Origin of the sequence: Streptomyces sp. NBC_00425 (assembly GCF_036030735.1) — a bacterium.
GTDB lineage: Bacteria > Actinomycetota > Actinomycetes > Streptomycetales > Streptomycetaceae > Streptomyces.
Genome location: NZ_CP107928.1, coordinates 1453237 through 1468771, shown reverse-complemented (window position 1 = coordinate 1468771; position 15535 = coordinate 1453237). Strand labels below are relative to the sequence as shown.

The following is a 15535-nucleotide window of genomic DNA, read 5'->3' as shown; positions in this document are numbered from 1 at the left end:
CACCGTCCGACCGTGACAGGCCCGGTCATGAGGCGCCTCATCGGTCCGCAGCGGTACCTGGCCGTGGGTGCGACGATCGCCCGCGTTCCCGATTCACCTCGGTCCTGCCGACCGCAGGCTGTCCGGCAGGGCCGGACGGTGTGCCGCAGGGACCTCCCGGCCCCTGTCGGCCGGTGCTGCGCGACGGCACCGTGGGGACAGGGAGCGGGACAGGGCTGCCGGCCTCAAGGGCGGCCGGGACAGCCCGGGGACACCCGGCATCACGCCGGGAACCGGGGCCGCTCCTGTCCTGAGACCTCGTCGCCGAGCCGTCCACTCCCACCAGTACGGGGCCGCTCATGACGGCTCCCCCCTCTCAGCTCGCAACGGACGTGGTGGTGCTGAAGGGGTTCGCGGCGCGGGACGGACGACCCGAGGGCCGGGCCCACGACCCGCTGGCCGCGCTGCGGGAGCTTTACCCGGACGTCGCTGTGTACCGCCGTCGAGTCCGGGGCGGGACGCGTCGAGCCGTCGTCGAGGCGAGCACGTCGGCCCAACTCGTCGTGATCGGCACGCGACCCCGGGCCGGATGGAACGCCGCCCTGCCTGCCACGGTCAGCCGAGCGGCCCTGCGGCAGGCCGACTGTTCCGTGGCGGTGATCCCCGAGCAGCGAACCCCGTTGACGGTCCCACTGCGACCTGTGTCGCAGTGGGACCGCCCGGCGGGGACGCCATGGGGCGGCCCCCATCACGCGCGAGCTGCTGAGGGCGGCGAAGGCGTCGCCCCCCCCGGGGGGGCGGAGTCGGACCGCACCGGGGCAGGACGAGTGGGTCGGCGTACCTGTGGCCGCTGCACGGCGGGGCCGCCCCGCTGCACGGAGGGGCGCCCCGGGGCGCCGGGACGGGGGCTCAGACGACGTCGAGTACCTCGGCCACGGGGCGGCGCGGTGTGCCGGGGCCCGCGGGTCCGTATCCGAGCCGGAGCACCATCTGGACGAACCCCATGGCCGACTGCGGGTCGCGCACGCTCCACCGAAGCTCCGGCCATTCGAGGGCCTGCGAGGTGAGGGACGTGGCCAGGCCGTCGAGGGTGGCCTGGAGCAGGACGCGTTCCATGGCCTGGCCTGCCAGGAGCCAGTCCCTGGGCCTGTCGTTCACGGTGCCCAGCAGGGCGAGCTGGGGAGCGTTCTCGAACGCGGCGGCCTCCCGGCCCGGAACGAGGCTCCTGCCGGCGAAGTCGCGCACGGGCGCCCTGCCGTAGAGCTTGCGCGGCCCGAAGGCGTACTCGGGCACCCCGTCGCTCGCCGCGCCCGCACTCTCCGGGCCGATGCGGGTCCAGCGCCTCAGCTCTTCGGATGCCGAGGCGTCCGTGGCATCGCGCCCCTCCGCGTCGTGCACCAGGTTCAGCAGCATCTGCACATGCCATACATCGGGGAAGATGAGCCGCACCCCCTCCAGCAGCGCGGCGGCGCTCAGGGCGTCCTTGACGGCCTGGGGTATCGCCTCGTCGGTGAACGGCTCGCGGCTGGTGTGGCGGTGACGGATCGCCGGATACAGCGGGGCGAGATCCTCCTCGACGCCGTCTCCCGTGAGCGCCGGTCCGGTCAGGCGGACCACCGCGAGCAGTCGAGGTTCCGCCGGGTCGGGCAGCAACCGGGTGCTCGCCGCCCAGCCGGCGTGGGCAATGGCGACCCGCAGGTTGAACAGGGCGGCGGCGCACCCCAGGTGCAGGCCGCGAGTGGTGGGGTCGGCCTGCGGCATGGCGCGATCGAGATCCGAGTACACCTGGATCGCGCTGTCGTCGCGCAGGAACCGGAATCTCCACGGCTGTGCGTTGTGCATGGACGGAGCCGCGGCGGCGTCTTCGACCAACGCCGTCACGGTCGTCGTCCCGAGTGCGCTCACGGACACCGCACCCGCCTCCCTTCGAGGCCACCGATCCTCACGCAAGGGCGATTGCCGTCTCCTCCACTGTCCCACGGCCGCCCCGGGCACGTGCGGCGACACCTGTCGGACCGCAGGCCCGACAGGGAACCTCGACTGGCGGACGAGGGACGCCCGACCCGAACCGGGGACGGCGCCGACTTCCCGATCATTTTGTGCCCGACGGAGCGTTGCCACCGTCACGTAGGACGGTCGGCCGACGGAGGTACTCGTCCTCGTCGATCTGTCCGCGGGCGAACCGCTCCGCCAGGAACTGCTCGGCGGCGGCCCCGGGCTGCTCCGGGCCGGTCGACGCCTTGGAACCGGACGGCTGGGACAGGGCCCGGGACAGCAGGACAGCGATGGCGATGAGGAGAGCCCAGAAGACGACCATGCCGACCGACATGGCGAACCAGCCCCATCCACCGGGGTCATGGCCGTACCAGAACATCATCGTCACCCACTTCCTCGCGGACACCAGGCGCGGGTCGTAGGCGCGTTGTCCTGGTGTGCCGCTCTCACTCTCATCCCATTCCGATCGCCGGCCTTGGGCCGTAAGGGCCAGTCCTGGTGAGGCGTTGGTCCCTGACTTCGTGGGACCGTGGACAAGAGGGGCAGGACAGGGCAGGAGGACCCAGGTCGACGCCGATCACCAGGCGGGTGGGCCCCTCGCACACCCGACGCCCGAAGGGGCCCCGTCCACCTGGGTGACATCCCCGTGGGGCCTGTTGCCGTGGCGACCGCCGTCGTCTCGTACCAAGCTGGAAGATGGGTGAGCGTCCGCGCCGGTCCTTGGGCCGGGCGACGCCCGCCGGGTCGCCCAGTCCCCGAAGACGGAGGTGGCGGCGGTGACGCTTCCCCTGGTGGTCGGCATCGACGGATCCGAGGCGAGCCTTGAGGCGGTGGACTGGGCCGCTGAAGAGTCGGCACTGCACGAGGTGCCCCTCCATCTCGTGCACGCGGCCGTGCCGGAGCATGCGGTGTCCGACCTGATCGCCGTCGCGTCGGAGCGGGCGAGGCGAGGCGCATCGGCTGTGCGGCTGTCCGACGAGGTGGTGCACGAGGAGGCGGCAGCGGCTCTGGTCGGGAAGGGGCGCAACGCCTTGGCGCTCGTCCTCGGCTCCAGGGGCCTCGGCGATCTCGCCGGGCTGCTCCTCGGCTCGGTCAGCCTTGCCGTGGCCGCCCACGCCGACTGCCCGGTGATCGTCGTGCGCGGTGCGGCGGAGCACCGTCATGGCCGATTCGGCAGCGTTGTCGTCGGTGTCGAGGACGGAGAGGGGAGCGACACGGCCCTGCAGTTCGCCTTCCGTGAGGCTCAGGTGCGGCACTGCCGACTGGTCGCGGTGCATGCGTGGTCCGTTCCGGTCGGGAACCCCGGGCCGCCCGGCCTGTCCGGGTACGCGCTCCAGGCCGGGCAGCGGCCACCGGGGGAGATGCTCTCCGACAAGCTGGCCGGTCCCGCGGCGCGGTACCCGGAGGTCGCGGTGAGCAGCGAGGTGGTCGAGGGGTCGGCACGGCGCGCGCTCCTGGACCAAGCGTCCCGAGCGGATGTGCTCGTCGTCGGAGCGCGACGACTCATCTCCGCTTCGGTGCTCAGGGGGCCAGTCCGGCGCGGCGTGACGCGTCGGACACGAGTTCCTCGACGGTGTCGTCGATCCGGTGGAGCAGCTCCGCGGAGACGTCGACGACTCCGTCCACGCCCTGGCACAGGCGAATGGCGACGGGGATGAGGGACTTGCGCTCGACGGTGCCCTTCAGGGAGACACGGCCGTCCACGACGCGCACCGTGATCGCGTCGGGCATGATGCCGAGGGTGCGCAGAAGGATCTCCCCGCAGATCTCCTCCCGGATGGCGCTGTCTCCCCGCAGGAAGACCCGCAGCAGGTCGGCCCTGCTGATCACACCGACCAGCCTGCCGCCTTCGTCGACCACCGGCAGCCGTTTGACGTGGTGGCGCTCCATGACCTGCGCGGCCTCCACCGCCGTCCACTGCGGCCTCGCGGTCACGGCGGGGCTGTTCATCAGCCCCTCGGCGGTCGTCGCCTCCGCCTTCGCGCGGGAAGCGGGCTTCGCGTGCAGGACCGGCAACAGGCCCGCGGGATCCAGGTGTGCGGCCTCCTTGCGCAGCAGGTCCGCCTCGGAGACCACGCCCACGACGCGCTCGCCGTCGTCGACGACGGGTACGGCGGTGATGCCGTACTCGGCAAGCTGCTTGGCGATCTCCTTGAAGCCGGTGTCCCGGTTCACCCGGACGACCGAAGTGGTCATGAGGTCGCTCACCATCCTGTGCCACATGGCTTCCGTCTCCTCATTTCGCGTGCTCTCCTCCTTCCACTCTCCGCCCGGCGCGCGGGACGCGCATGTGCCGAACGGCCTCCACCGGCGCCGATCCGGCGGGGCCGGACGGCGACTGGGACGCCTGAGGGGCGGTACTGCGGCCGACAACGAGCTGAGCCGCTCTGCGCGACGTGCCCAAGGCTGCTCCCGCAGCCGGAGCGACATGACATCGGTGCACCCTCGCGCCAGGTGCACGGCTGCAGGATCTCTCGCTGATCCTCGCCCCGTGCCGTCGTCGGCGGCGGGTCTGTCAGCCGAAGAAGACCTCGAACTCGTCGTACAGCGACGGATCGACGAGTTTGTTCTTCGCCGTGGCCTCGGCGAGGGGGACGCGGACGATCCGGGTGCCCTGCAGGGCGACCATGACGCCGAAGTCGCCGTCCTTGACCGCGTCGATGGCGTGCAGCCCGAAGCGTGTGGCCAGCCAGCGGTCGAAGGCGCTGGGGGTGCCGCCGCGCTGAACATGCCCGAGAACTGTGGTGCGGGCGTCCTTGCCAGTGCGTTCCGAGATCTCGCGGGCCAGCCACTCGCCGACGCCGGACAGCCGCACGTGGTCGAACTCGTCCCGCGACTGGTCTTTGAGGACCACCTGCCCCTCCTTCGGGGCGGCTCCCTCGGCCACCACGACGATCGGCGCATAGTTGATCTTGAATCTGTTCTGCACCTGCTCACATACCTGATCGATGTCGAAGGGCCGTTCCGGGATGAGGATCACGTTGCCGCCGCCCGCGACGCCGGCGTGCAGGGCGATCCACCCGGAGTGGCGACCCATGACCTCCACCACCAGGGCGCGCATGTGGGACTCGGCGGTGGTGTGGAGCCGGTCGATGGCCTCGGTCGCGATACCGACCGCGGTGTCGAAGCCGAAGGTGTAGTCGGTGCCGCAGACGTCGTTGTCGATGGTCTTCGGCACGCCGACCAGGGGGACCCCGTGACGGCTCAGTTCGGTGGCCACGCCGAGGGTGTCCTCGCCGCCGATCACGACGAGCGCGTCGACGTCGTGCGCGGCAAGGGTGTCCTGCATGCGACGCAGCCCGTCCTCGTGGGTGAACGGGTTGGTGCGTGAGGAGCCGAGGATGGTGCCGCCGCGGGGGAGGATCCCCCGCACCCTGGCGACGTCCAGCGGCAGGACGACATCCCGGAGCAGGCCGAGCCAGCCGTCCCGAAACCCGACGAAGTCGAAGCCGTACGCGTCGACGCCTTTGCGGACGACACTGCGGATCACGGCGTTCAGGCCGGGGCAGTCACCGCCGCCGGTCAGTACTCCGACCCTCATGGGCTTTCTCCCATCCGCTGGACGCCTGCGCACTCGCGGCCTTCGCCGCGACCGGGAGTGTCTGCCTGGAACCGCGATCGCCTGTTTCCAGCCTCCTCCCGTTCGGTCCGCAGTGGCCACTCGACCCGGCTCCTCCGGCGAGGACACGCAGCGCGGTGCGGGCATCTTCCCCGTCGGCCTCCGCGCCGGCGGACCGGAAGCATGCCTCGCATTCGAGAGCGGTCGGCCACCGGGGCGCGCCCCGCGCAACCACTGCCCGGGCATCGCGTGGCGGTACTCGTCGGCCGGGGCGACGCTGGAGAGGGGGAGCGCGACGGCGCGGGGACACGCTGGAGAGGTGTCATGGCCGGTGCGGACGGGAGCAGGCCGATCGTCCCACTGCACCACGCACGCTGCCCCTCATCACGGTTCCCGTGTGAGCCGACGAACGGACCGGAGACGCTGCCCCGAACGGCCCTGGTTCCGGCGGCGGGCCCGTCCCACGATGGGAGAGCGCCGTCCCGTCGGGGACGGCGGGTCCGTGACCTGTCAGCCGAGTTCCCTGGAGCCCCCGATGGCAGCCTGGTACGAGGGCCTTCGCGCCATGAGGCTCCCCTCTGCGACGCCCGTGGACCCGCCACCCGACGGGATCGGGTGATGCGCACCGCCGTGGACCCGCCGGCGCAGGGCGGAGGCGAGGACGAGTCGGCCGGAGCCCCGACCGGCTCGAGTCCACGTTCCACCGCGGTGCGGGAACTCGCCGCCGAAGACGTCTTCGCCGCGCTGGACTCGTCACAGCGCGGGCTGTCGGCGGTGCGGGCACACGACCGCCTGCAGCGGTACGGAGCCAATGAACTGCCCCGCGCCCGCCGCCGCCCCGTATGGCGGCAGCTGGGGGCACAGTTCACGGACCTCTTCGCGGTGGTGCTGATCGTCGCGTCGGGGATCACCTTCCTGGCGTACCGGCTTGGCGAGCCGCGCGACATCGGCACGTTGCAGCTGGCGGTGGCGATCCTGGGCGTTGTGGTGTTGAACGCCGGTATCGGCTTCGCCCAGGAGTACTCGGCCGAACGGACGGCTCAGGCGCTGGAGGCGATGGTGCCCCACACCTGCCGGGTACTGCGCGCAGGCGAACGGCAGGAGGTGTCCGCCCGTGATCTGGTCCCGGGTGACGTGGTGGTGCTGGAGGCCGGAGACGCCGTTCCGGCGGATTGCCGGGTGGTCGAGGCGCACGAGCTGGCGGTGAACAACGCGCCGCTGACCGGCGAGAGCAACGCCGTGAGCCGCACGGCCGCCCCGGTGGCGGGCGGAGCGCCCCTGGACGCCCGCAACTGCGTGTTCATGGGCACGGATGCGGTCGCCGGTTCCGGGCGAGCCGTCGTCTTCGCCACCGGCGGGGAGACCGAGTTCGGGCGGATCTACCGGCTGGCCGCGGCTGCTCCGCGGCAGAAGACACCGCTGCAGATCCAGGTGGCCTCCATGGCCCGGCGGGTGGCGGGGCTGGCCCTGGCGATCGGGGCGTTGATGTTCGCCGTCCGGCTGCCCACTGGGCAGTCCGTGGTGACCTCCTTCGTGTTCGCTTTGGGGGTGATGGTGGCGATGGTGCCGGAAGGGCTGCCGGCCACCCTCTCGGTGTCCCTGGCGATCGGCGTACGGCGCATGGCGCGTCGGCACGCCCTGATCAAGCAGTTGCTCGCAGTGGAGGCCCTCGGGTCGACCACGGTGGTGTGCACCGACAAGACCGGGACGCTCACCCAGGCGGAGATGACCGTCACCCAGGTGTGGGCGGGAGGTGCGCCGCATCCGGTGGCCGGGGTGGGCTACACCCCGAGCGGCGAGGTCTTCGACGCGGCGCCGGTGCGGGAACTGCTGAGGGTGGCCGCCCTGTGCTGCAACGCTCGACTGGTCCCGCCCGGGTGTTCCGATCGCCCCGGGAGCCGGGAGCGCTGGCGGGTGCTCGGCGACACCACCGAGGGCGCGCTCCTCGTCGTCGCGGCCAAAGCCGGGACGGACCTCGGGGCAGAGGAGGAGGCGGCGCCCCGGGTGACGGAGTTCCCCTTCGACTCGGACCGCAAGCTCATGACGACGGTGCACAAGAACGGTGCCACTTACCAGGCGTGCGTGAAGGGGGCGCCGGGGGAGCTGGTGGCGCGCTGCACCGAGGTGGAGTGGGAAGGGAGGCGCGGGCCGCTCACCGCGGAGGACCGGGCGGCCGTCGTCGCGGCGGGTGACGCGCTCGCGTCGCGGGGACTGAGGGTGCTGGCCGTGGCGCGGCGGGAACTGGACTCGCCCCGTCCCGCGCAGGCCGAGGCCGAGTCCGCGCTGACCCTGCTGGGGCTGGTCGGCATGCTCGATCCGCCGCGTCCGGAGGTCACCGACGCGGTCACCGCCGTCCGCCGGGCCGGCATCCGTATCGTCATGGTCACCGGCGACCATCCGCTGACCGGGGAGGCCGTGGCCCGCCGGGTGGGGATCGTCCGGCGGCCGGATCCGGTCGTGGCGACGGGTAGCCGACTCGACGCCATGGACGACGAGGCGCTCGACACCCTGCTCGCAGAGCCGTCGGAGCTCCTGCTGTGCCGGGTCAGCCCGGAGCACAAGATGCGTGTGGTCACCGCCTTCCAACGCAGGGGCGAGGTGGTGGCGGTCACCGGGGACGGCGCGAACGACGCCCCCGCCCTCAAACACGCGGACATCGGTGTGGCGATGGGAGCGTCGGGCACCGACGTGGCCCGCGAGGCGGCCTCGATGGTCCTGCTCGACGACTCCTTCGCGTCCATCGCCGCGGCGGTGCGGCTCGGTCGGGCCGTGTACCAGAACATCCGCAAGTTCCTCGTCTACCTCTTCAGCCACAACATCGGGGAGCTGGTTCCGATCCTGGCCGCGACCTTCGCCGGATTCCCTCTGGTGCCCATCAGCGCGGTGCAGATCCTGGCCATCGACCTGGGCTCCGACGTGCTGCCCGCGCTGGCCCTGGGAGCGGAGCCACCCGAGCCCGATGTGATGGACCGCCCGCCCCGCTCCCGGGGGGAGCGGTTGTTCTCGGGCGCCGTGGTCGGGCGGATCCTGTTCCTCGGCGGCATCCAGGCGGCATGCGTCACCGCCGTCTTCTTCTGGCACGTCGTCGCCTCGGGCATCCCGTTCGACGACTTCACCAAGGACACGCCCGTCTACCGGGAGGCGATCACCATGGTCCAGGCGGGGATCGTGCTCAGCCAGTTCTTCAACGCGCTCGCGGTGCGCACCGACCGACAGAGCGTCCTGAAGGTGGGGATCCTGTCCAATCCGCCCCTGCTTGCGGCAGGGGGCTTCGGCGTGGCCCTGATGGTCGCGATCAGTTACGCGCCGCCGCTGCAGGCCGTCTTCAACACGGCCCCGCTCGACGCCGCCGACTGGGCGCTTCTGGCCGGGCTCGGCACTCTGCCCCTGCTCGCGGACGAGGCCCGCAAGGCGTGGCTGCGCCGCGCCGGCCCTGCGAAGGGAGCCCCACGGTGAAGGTGATCGTCGTCGGCTGCGGACGGGTGGGCAACGCGCTCGCCGGTCTGCTCGCCTCGGAAGGGCACGACGTGGAGGTGGTCGACCGGCGCCTCAAGGCCGCCCGTCGCCTGCCCGACAGCCCCCGCATCCGCTTTCACCAGGGCAACGGCTTCAGCCGGGCGGTGCTGCGGAAGGCCGGGATCGAGAATGCGGACGCCTTCGTCGCCGTGACCTCCGGGGACAACAGCAACATCGTCAGCGCGCGCACGGCGAGGGAGACCTACCGGGTGCCGATCGTCCTCGCCCGTATCTACGACCCCCGCCGGGCCGACATCTACCGCGAACTGGGGATCCCCACCATCGCCAGCGTCCGCTGGACGGTGCACCAGATCCACCGCATGCTGCTGCATCGCCACCTGAGCCCCGAACTCGGCTTCGGCAACGGGGAGACCCTGCTCGTCCGTTCCGAGGTGCCCGACTATCTCATCGGGCGGCGGCTGGCCGAGTTCGATGTCGACGGTGAGATCCGTGTCATCGAGGTCACCCGCGGGGGCCGCTCGCTGATCCCCTCGCACGGCACGCCGGCGGAGGAGGGCGATCTGGTCACCTTCGCCGTGGCCGCCGACGCCCTGAGCAGGTTGGGCGGCTTTCTCGACAAGGAGCTGGGAACGTGAAGGTACTCATCGCCGGCGCGGGACGGCTCGGCGCCCAGATCGCGCAGGTGCTTTCCGCGGCCCGGAACGAGGTCACGCTGATCGACGCCGACGACGACCGGCTGGCCGAACTGGAGGGCCGCATCCCGGTACGGCTGGTGGCGGGGGACGCCTGCGAACCGCCCCTCCTGGAAGCCGCCGGTGCCCTGACCGCCGACCTCGTCATCGCCGCCACCGGTGACGACGAGGACAACCTGGTGATCAGTCTGCTCGCCAAACGACAGTTCTCGGTGCCCCGCGTGGCCGCCCGCGTCAACGACGCCGAGAACACCTGGCTGTTCGACGAACGCTGGGGCGTCGACGCCTCCGTCCCCGCCGCCGCCCCGCTGATCTCCCTCATCGAGGAGGCCACCGGCGCCACCGACACGGTCGCCCTGCTACGGCTCAGCAAGGCCGGTGTCGACGTCATCGAAACGGCCATCACGCCGGAGTCCAGGACCTCAGGGCTTGCGCTGGGAGACGTCAGGCTGCCCGAGGGGACGGTCGTCGCCACCATTGTCCGCGACGGGCAGCCCACCGTGCCGGACCCTTCGACACTGCTCCGGCCCGGCGACGAACTCCTGCTCGTCTCGCACACCGCGACCGAGCAGGAGATCCATGAGGCGTTCCACTGAACGCCTCGGGGGGTGGATCGGACCGGCTCACCGCGTCCCAGCCGTTCGCGCCGGAGTCCCCGACTCGCCGGTGAGGTGGGGTTCGACGTCCACGACGCCCTCGACGGCGCGGACGAGGCGCACTGCGACAGAGATGAGAGAGGTGTCGTGGAGGTGTCCACGGAGCGTGACGACTCCCTCGTTCACGTTCACGTGGATGGCGTGGCTGAAGGCCGGGAAGAGGTAGGACACCACGGTGCGGCGGACCTCCTCCTCGATGTCGTCGTCCGACCGCAGGAAGACCTTCAGCAGATCGGCGCGGCTGACGACGCCCTGAAGCATGCCGATGTCGTCGACCACCGGCAGCCGCTTGACGCGACGGACGGCCATGATCCTCGCGGCCTGGGCCAGCGCGGCGTCGGGGTGCACCGTGACGGCGGGAGTGCTCATGAGGTCCCCGGCCGTCGTCGCCCCGGCCTTGGCGACGTCGGACAGACGCTGTCGCTGCTCGTAGAGGCCCTGTGCGCCTTCGCGGAACTCCTCCTTGGGCAGCAGGTCGGCCTCGGAGACGACGCCGATGACGCGGCCTTCGCCCTCCAGCACCGGCATCGCACTGACCTTCCACTGCTCCATGGTCCGCACGATTTCCTTGAAGGGCGCGTCGCGTCCGACTGCCACGACCGTCTGGGTCATCACGTCGTCCACGATGTGCGGGGTCTCGGGCATGTCCCATCACCTCGTCTCGCTTCGTCAGGGCACCTCGCCGGCGCCATGGGGCGCGTACAGGTCGAGCAGCCTCACCCGAGCGGACCTGAGCCGACGCGCGAGCACTCCGGAGACATAGGTGCACAGCTCGTGGTCCAGTCCCGGGTCCCGGGCGCACATCTCACGCACCGGGGCCGCGTCGAACTCGTAGGCCCGCACCGGGCTGGTGGCCTCGGCTCCCAAATGCCAGCGGTGCGGAGGGACGAGCCAGGACCAGCCCAGCAGCCTTCCGGCGCCGAGCGTCTCGATGGCCGCTGCCTGCCGGCCGGGCACCTGGAGGTCGAGAGCGACTGTGCCCGTGTGAATGATCCAGAAACGGTCGGCCTCCGCGCCCTCGTCGAAGATGCGCTCGCCCGTCACGAACGACACCTCACGTGCCAGCGCCATGAGCTGCTCGCGGTGCTCCTTGCTCATGGCTCCGAAAACGCCGGTCCTCGTGACCATTGCGGCTTCCCTTCTCCATGGCCTCGCGGGTGGGAGCGGGCTTCGCACCCGGTCACGGACGTCTCGCCGTGCGGGGCCGTGGTCTTCCTGGGCTTGAAGGCGCGTGCCGGCGGGGGCGCATCCGGCGCCGTGTCCCTCCCGGCGTACGACTCCACGATCGTCGCAAACCGGCGTGGCGCAACCGGGACGGAGATCCTCCTGCCGATTCCGCGCCACGGTGTCGGTCCACGTGTCGCGACGGCTCCAGGGCGGTGCGACGGTATTCACAGAAGGTCTCGCTGTTCCCGGGCAGGAAGGCGGTGGGGAGAATGGAGCTCCCCCTGGTGGTGGGTGTCGATGGGTCGGATTCCAGCCTGGAGGCCGTGGACTGGGCGGTCGACGAGGGGGCACGTCACGGCGTGCCGGTGCGGCTCGTCTACGCCTCCCGGTGGGAGCGGTACGAGGGAGGCCGCCCGTCGTTCACCACCGGTCGCCCGTCCGATGTGGTCCTGGCGGACCACGTCATCGCGTCCTGCACCGAGCGCGCCCGGCTCCGCAACCCGGAGCTGAAGGTGTCGGGCGAAGTGGTGCCCGACGACGCGGCGTCCGCCTTGCTGCATGCCGCCCCAGAGTCCTTCGCCCTGGTCACGGGCTCCCGCGGCCGCAGTGAGACGGCAGGGTTGCTCCTGGGCTCGGTCAGCCTCACGGTGGCGGCCCGGGCCGTCTGCCCGGTCGTCGTGGTCCGTGGCGTCGAGCCGAACCGACAGGGCTCCCACGGCAGGGTCGTGGTCGGCGTCGGCGACTCCACCGAAGGCTCTGCCACCGTACGGTTCGCGCTCAAGGAAGCCGAGACGCGCGGCTGCGCACTCGAAGCGGTACACGCCTGGCGCCGTCCCGCCCACGAGCACACGGACCAACCCCTGGCCGAGGACGACGCCGTCCGGGCCCACGAGGAACGGGCCTCCGCCCTCCTCACCGACGCCCTGCGCGACGCCGGCCATCCTCAGGTCGACGTGCGTCGCCGAGCCGTCGAGGGCCCCGCTCACCGCGCTCTCCTGGACGCATCCGCCGACGCCGACCTCATCGTTGTGGGAGCTCTGCGCAGGCACGGTCACTTCGGTCTGCAGCTCGGCAGGGTCGCCCATGCCCTGCTGCACCACTCCGAATGCCCCGTGGCCGTCGTCCCGCAGCGCGCCTGAACCTCCGCCCGCGTTGTGAGGGGAGAGGGCGAGGCGAGGGATGTCGGACTGGACGTGGGAGTACGAGGGGTACGACCCCGCCGCCGAGCAGTTGCGCGAAGCACTGTGCACGCTCGGCAACGGCTACTTCGCCACGCGCGGCGCCGTGCCCGAGTGCCGGGCGAGTCTGACCCACTACCCGGCCACCTACGCGGCCGGGGTCTACGACCGCCTGGAGTCGGCCGTGGCGGGACGCCGGGTGGTGAACGAGGACCTGGTGAACCTGCCGAACTGGCTCCTCCTGAGATTCCGCCTCCGCCCCGCCGACGGGACGGTGGGCCCGTGGTTCTCCCCCGACACCCGCCGGCCGACCGACCACCGGCACGTTCTGGACCTGCGCCGAGCCACGCTGACCCGCACCTTCCGGTTCCACGACGACGAGGGGCGCGTGCTCAGCGTCGAACAGGTCCGCCTCGTGCACATGGCCGATCCTCACCTGGCCGCGCTGCGGACGGTGTTCACGGCCGAGAACTGGTCCGGCGAGGTCGAGATCGAGTCCGGCCTCGACGCAGAGGTGATCAACGGCAACGTGCACCGGTACCGCGCCCTCGAAAGCCGCCACGTCACCCGCGTGCACACAGGGGCGCGGGAGCCCCGGACGCTCTGGCTGACCTGCCGGACCAGGACCTCGGACGTCGGCGTCGCCCTGGCCGCCCGGACGGTCGTCGGCGGCCCGTCGCCGGCTTCTTCGGAGCTCGGAACCGTGCGCCGCCGCGTCGTGCACCACCTGGTGGTCCCGATGGCGCCGGGCCGCCCCGTGACGGTGGACAAGACCGTGGCGCTGCACACCTCACGCGACGCTGCCATCAGCGACCCGCTCGAGGCAGCGCTGGACCGGGTGTCCACGGCGGGGGACTTCCCGGCCCTGCTGAGCTGCCATGCCGCGGCCTGGGAGCGGCTGTGGCGGCGAGCGGAGATCGAGGTGCCCGGCAGGGCCGGCCGCGTCCTGCGCCTCCACCTCTTCCACGTCCTGCAGACGTTGTCGCCGCACACCGGGGGCCTGGACGTGGGGGTCCCGGCCCGGGGACTGCACGGTGAGGCGTACCGGGGCCACGTCTTCTGGGACGAGCTGTTCGTCCTGCCCTACCTCAACCTGCACTTCCCGGAAGTCTCCCGAGCGTTGCTGAACTACCGTCACCGGCGCCTGCCACGGGCCTGCCGGTCTGCCGCCGCGGTCGGCCGGCGGGGCGCGATGTACCCGTGGCAGAGCGGCAGCGACGGCCGTGAGGAGACCCAGGAACGGCATCTCAACCCCCGCTCCGGGCGCTGGCTGCCGGACCACTCGCGGCTCCAGCGCCACGTGGGCTCGGCCGTCGCCTACAACGTGTGGCAGTACTGCGAGGCAACCGGAGACACCGAGTTCCTGCAGACCAAGGGCGCGGAGATGCTCCTGCAGATCGCCCGTTTCTGGGCGGATCTCGCGGTCCTGGACCCCGCCGCGGGCCGCTACCGCATCCGCGGTGTGGTCGGCCCCGACGAGTACCACGACTCCTACCCGGGCGCCGCCCTGCCGGGCCTGGACGACAACGCGTACACCAACGTCATGGCCGTCTGGGTCCTCGCCCGCGCCCTGGACCTCGTGGGGCGCCTGCCCGTGTGGCGCAGGGAGGAACTGCTCGACCGCATCCGGCTGGACGGCGACGAGCTCACGAGGTGGGAGGACGTCTCCCGGCGGCTGACGGTGCCGTTCCACGAGGGTGTCATCAGTCAGTTCGCGGGCTACGGCGAGCTCGCCGAGCTGGACTGGGACGCCTACCGGGAGCGGTACGGCGACATCCGGCGGCTGGACCGGATTCTGGAGGCGGAGGGCGACACGGTCAACCGCTACAAGGCGTCGAAGCAGGCCGACGTCCTGATGCTCGGCTACCTCTTCTCACCGGCCGAGCTGCGGGGCCTGTTCCGGCGTCTCGGGTACGACCTGGAGGACGAGGTGTGGCGCAGGAGCGTCGACTACTACCTCCGGCGCACCAGCCACGGCTCCACGCTCAGCGGGCTGGTCCACGGCCTCGTCCTCGCCAGGGCCAGACGAGCCGACGCCTGGCGGTACATCCAGGAGGCGCTCGAGGCCGACATCGCCGACATTCAGGGCGGCACGACCGGCGAGGGCGTCCATCTCGGAGCCATGGCCGGAACCCTCGACCTGGTCCAGCGGGGCCTGACGGGACTGGAGACGCGTGAAGGCGCCCTGTGGCTCGACCCGGTGCCGCTGCCGGCGCTCTCCGAGTACGGCTTCTCGCTGCGTTACCGCGGTCACTGGGGCATTACCGTCCGACGCCGGAGCGGACGTCTGCAGATCGGCATACCCGACTCGGAGGAGTCGTCCATCCGTGTCGTACTCCCCGACCGAGCCGTGACCGTCGCTCCGGGCGAGACCTGCACGCTGGTGCTGCCCGAAGAGGGGTCCGCCCGGACGGGCACGCCGGTCCCCGGGCCTGACTCATGATCCGCCGCACCAGACCGTAGGCTCCGAAGACGGGTTCAGCTTCGGGCGACACAGGGCCGTGGGAGACCTGGATGAAGTGGTTGGTCTCGCTGCTCGGCGCCGGGCTTGTCCTGTTCACCCTGCGCGACACCGCGGGAGCGATGCTGCTGGACAGCCTTGCCACCGAGGTCGTACGCATCCGCGTGGATTTCGCCCAGTACGCCGAGGCGTACTACTTCCACGACGGCGAGGACCACGCGTCGCTGGCGGCCATGGCAGGCTACGCTGCCGTGCTCGCCCCAGCGCGGGCAGGCAGCCGGACGGCCGGAGCGACTGGCGGGCGCCCTGCTCGCCGGTGCGCTCAAGGACCTCGCCGCGATCCTCGACCAGCGCTTGCTCCACACGGACGG

Annotated in this window: 11 protein-coding genes and 2 pseudogenes; 7 read left to right on the top strand and 6 right to left on the bottom strand. The window is 71.6% G+C overall.

From position 1 onward, the window contains the following. Positions 1-338 precede the first annotated feature (338 nt). Positions 339-632: pseudogene (locus tag OHS82_RS43445) on the top strand (universal stress protein); the annotation flags it as partial. A 256-nt stretch (positions 633-888) separates the two neighbouring features. On the opposite strand, the gene OHS82_RS06385 reads toward OHS82_RS43445, so the two are convergent. Beyond that, positions 889-1890 carry an Acg family FMN-binding oxidoreductase gene (locus tag OHS82_RS06385; protein WP_057584802.1) on the bottom strand — a complete coding sequence of 334 codons (1002 nt, stop codon included), beginning with the start codon at positions 1888-1890 and terminating at the stop codon, positions 889-891. A 181-nt stretch (positions 1891-2071) separates the two neighbouring features. Further along, on the bottom strand, positions 2072-2380 hold the full coding sequence (locus tag OHS82_RS06380; protein WP_370444246.1) for an SHOCT domain-containing protein: 309 nt from the start codon (positions 2378-2380) through the stop codon (positions 2072-2074). Positions 2381-2750: 370 nt separating this feature from the next. On the opposite strand from OHS82_RS06380, the pseudogene OHS82_RS06375 reads away from it, so the two are divergent. Continuing rightward, positions 2751-3485 (top strand): annotated as a pseudogene (locus OHS82_RS06375) (universal stress protein); the annotation flags it as partial. Positions 3486-3495: 10 nt separating this feature from the next. Here the strand turns inward: OHS82_RS06375 and OHS82_RS06370 are convergent. Continuing rightward, positions 3496-4197, bottom strand: a complete 702-nt coding sequence (locus tag OHS82_RS06370; RefSeq protein WP_057584800.1) for a CBS domain-containing protein — start codon at positions 4195-4197, stop codon at positions 3496-3498. 292 nt (positions 4198-4489) lie between these two features. Next, entirely contained in the window at positions 4490-5515 is a 1026-nt protein-coding gene (locus OHS82_RS06365; RefSeq protein ID WP_063894342.1) for a 6-phosphofructokinase, read from the bottom strand. A 636-nt stretch (positions 5516-6151) separates the two neighbouring features. Between OHS82_RS06365 and OHS82_RS06360 the strand changes: the two genes are divergently transcribed. The 3 genes from OHS82_RS06360 to OHS82_RS06350 are packed head-to-tail and all read left to right on the top strand — an operon-like array spanning position 6152 to position 10298. After that, positions 6152-8989 carry a cation-translocating P-type ATPase gene (locus OHS82_RS06360; RefSeq protein ID WP_328433460.1) on the top strand — a complete coding sequence of 946 codons (2838 nt, stop codon included), beginning with the start codon at positions 6152-6154 and terminating at the stop codon, positions 8987-8989. Continuing rightward, entirely contained in the window at positions 8986-9645 is a 660-nt protein-coding gene (locus OHS82_RS06355) for a potassium channel family protein (protein WP_057577661.1), read from the top strand. The genes OHS82_RS06360 and OHS82_RS06355 overlap by 4 nt, the downstream gene beginning before the upstream one ends. Continuing rightward, the gene (locus OHS82_RS06350; RefSeq protein WP_057577660.1) at positions 9642-10298 is read left to right on the top strand and encodes a potassium channel family protein; all 657 of its coding nucleotides are present in this window, start codon (positions 9642-9644) and stop codon (positions 10296-10298) included. The genes OHS82_RS06355 and OHS82_RS06350 overlap by 4 nt, the downstream gene beginning before the upstream one ends. Before the next feature lie 27 nt (positions 10299-10325). Here OHS82_RS06350 and OHS82_RS06345 read toward each other — a convergent pair whose 3' ends face one another. Together OHS82_RS06345 and OHS82_RS06340 are read right to left on the bottom strand one after the other, a co-directional pair. Next, complete coding sequence (locus tag OHS82_RS06345; RefSeq protein WP_057577659.1) at positions 10326-11003, bottom strand: CBS domain-containing protein; 678 nt, start codon at positions 11001-11003, stop codon at positions 10326-10328. A 24-nt stretch (positions 11004-11027) separates the two neighbouring features. Beyond that, positions 11028-11456 carry a Crp/Fnr family transcriptional regulator gene (locus tag OHS82_RS06340; RefSeq protein ID WP_079041153.1) on the bottom strand — a complete coding sequence of 143 codons (429 nt, stop codon included), beginning with the start codon at positions 11454-11456 and terminating at the stop codon, positions 11028-11030. Between the two features lie 338 nt (positions 11457-11794). Here OHS82_RS06340 and OHS82_RS06335 point away from each other — a divergent pair, with 338 nt between their 5' ends. Both OHS82_RS06335 and OHS82_RS06330 read left to right on the top strand, forming a co-directional pair. Next, complete coding sequence (locus OHS82_RS06335) at positions 11795-12664, top strand: universal stress protein (protein ID WP_057577657.1); 870 nt, start codon at positions 11795-11797, stop codon at positions 12662-12664. Positions 12665-12704: 40 nt separating this feature from the next. Beyond that, positions 12705-15146, top strand: coding sequence for a glycoside hydrolase family 65 protein (locus OHS82_RS06330; protein WP_057577656.1), 2442 nt, complete (start codon positions 12705-12707; stop codon positions 15144-15146). Positions 15147-15535 lie beyond the last annotated feature (389 nt).

Excerpts from the sequence above, each read along its gene's own strand:
- OHS82_RS06365 (WP_063894342.1), bottom strand. The coding sequence starts at position 5,515 with ATGAGGGTCGGAGTACTGACCGGCGGCGGTGACTGCCCCGGCCTGAAC.
- OHS82_RS06330 (WP_057577656.1), top strand. The coding sequence starts at position 12,705 with ATGTCGGACTGGACGTGGGAGTACGAGGGGTACGACCCCGCCGCCGAG.
- OHS82_RS06360 (WP_328433460.1), top strand. The coding sequence starts at position 6,152 with ATGCGCACCGCCGTGGACCCGCCGGCGCAGGGCGGAGGCGAGGACGAG.
- OHS82_RS06335 (WP_057577657.1), top strand. The coding sequence starts at position 11,795 with ATGGAGCTCCCCCTGGTGGTGGGTGTCGATGGGTCGGATTCCAGCCTG.
- OHS82_RS06370 (WP_057584800.1), bottom strand. The coding sequence starts at position 4,197 with ATGTGGCACAGGATGGTGAGCGACCTCATGACCACTTCGGTCGTCCGG.
- OHS82_RS06340 (WP_079041153.1), bottom strand. The coding sequence starts at position 11,456 with ATGAGCAAGGAGCACCGCGAGCAGCTCATGGCGCTGGCACGTGAGGTG.
- OHS82_RS06345 (WP_057577659.1), bottom strand. The coding sequence starts at position 11,003 with ATGCCCGAGACCCCGCACATCGTGGACGACGTGATGACCCAGACGGTC.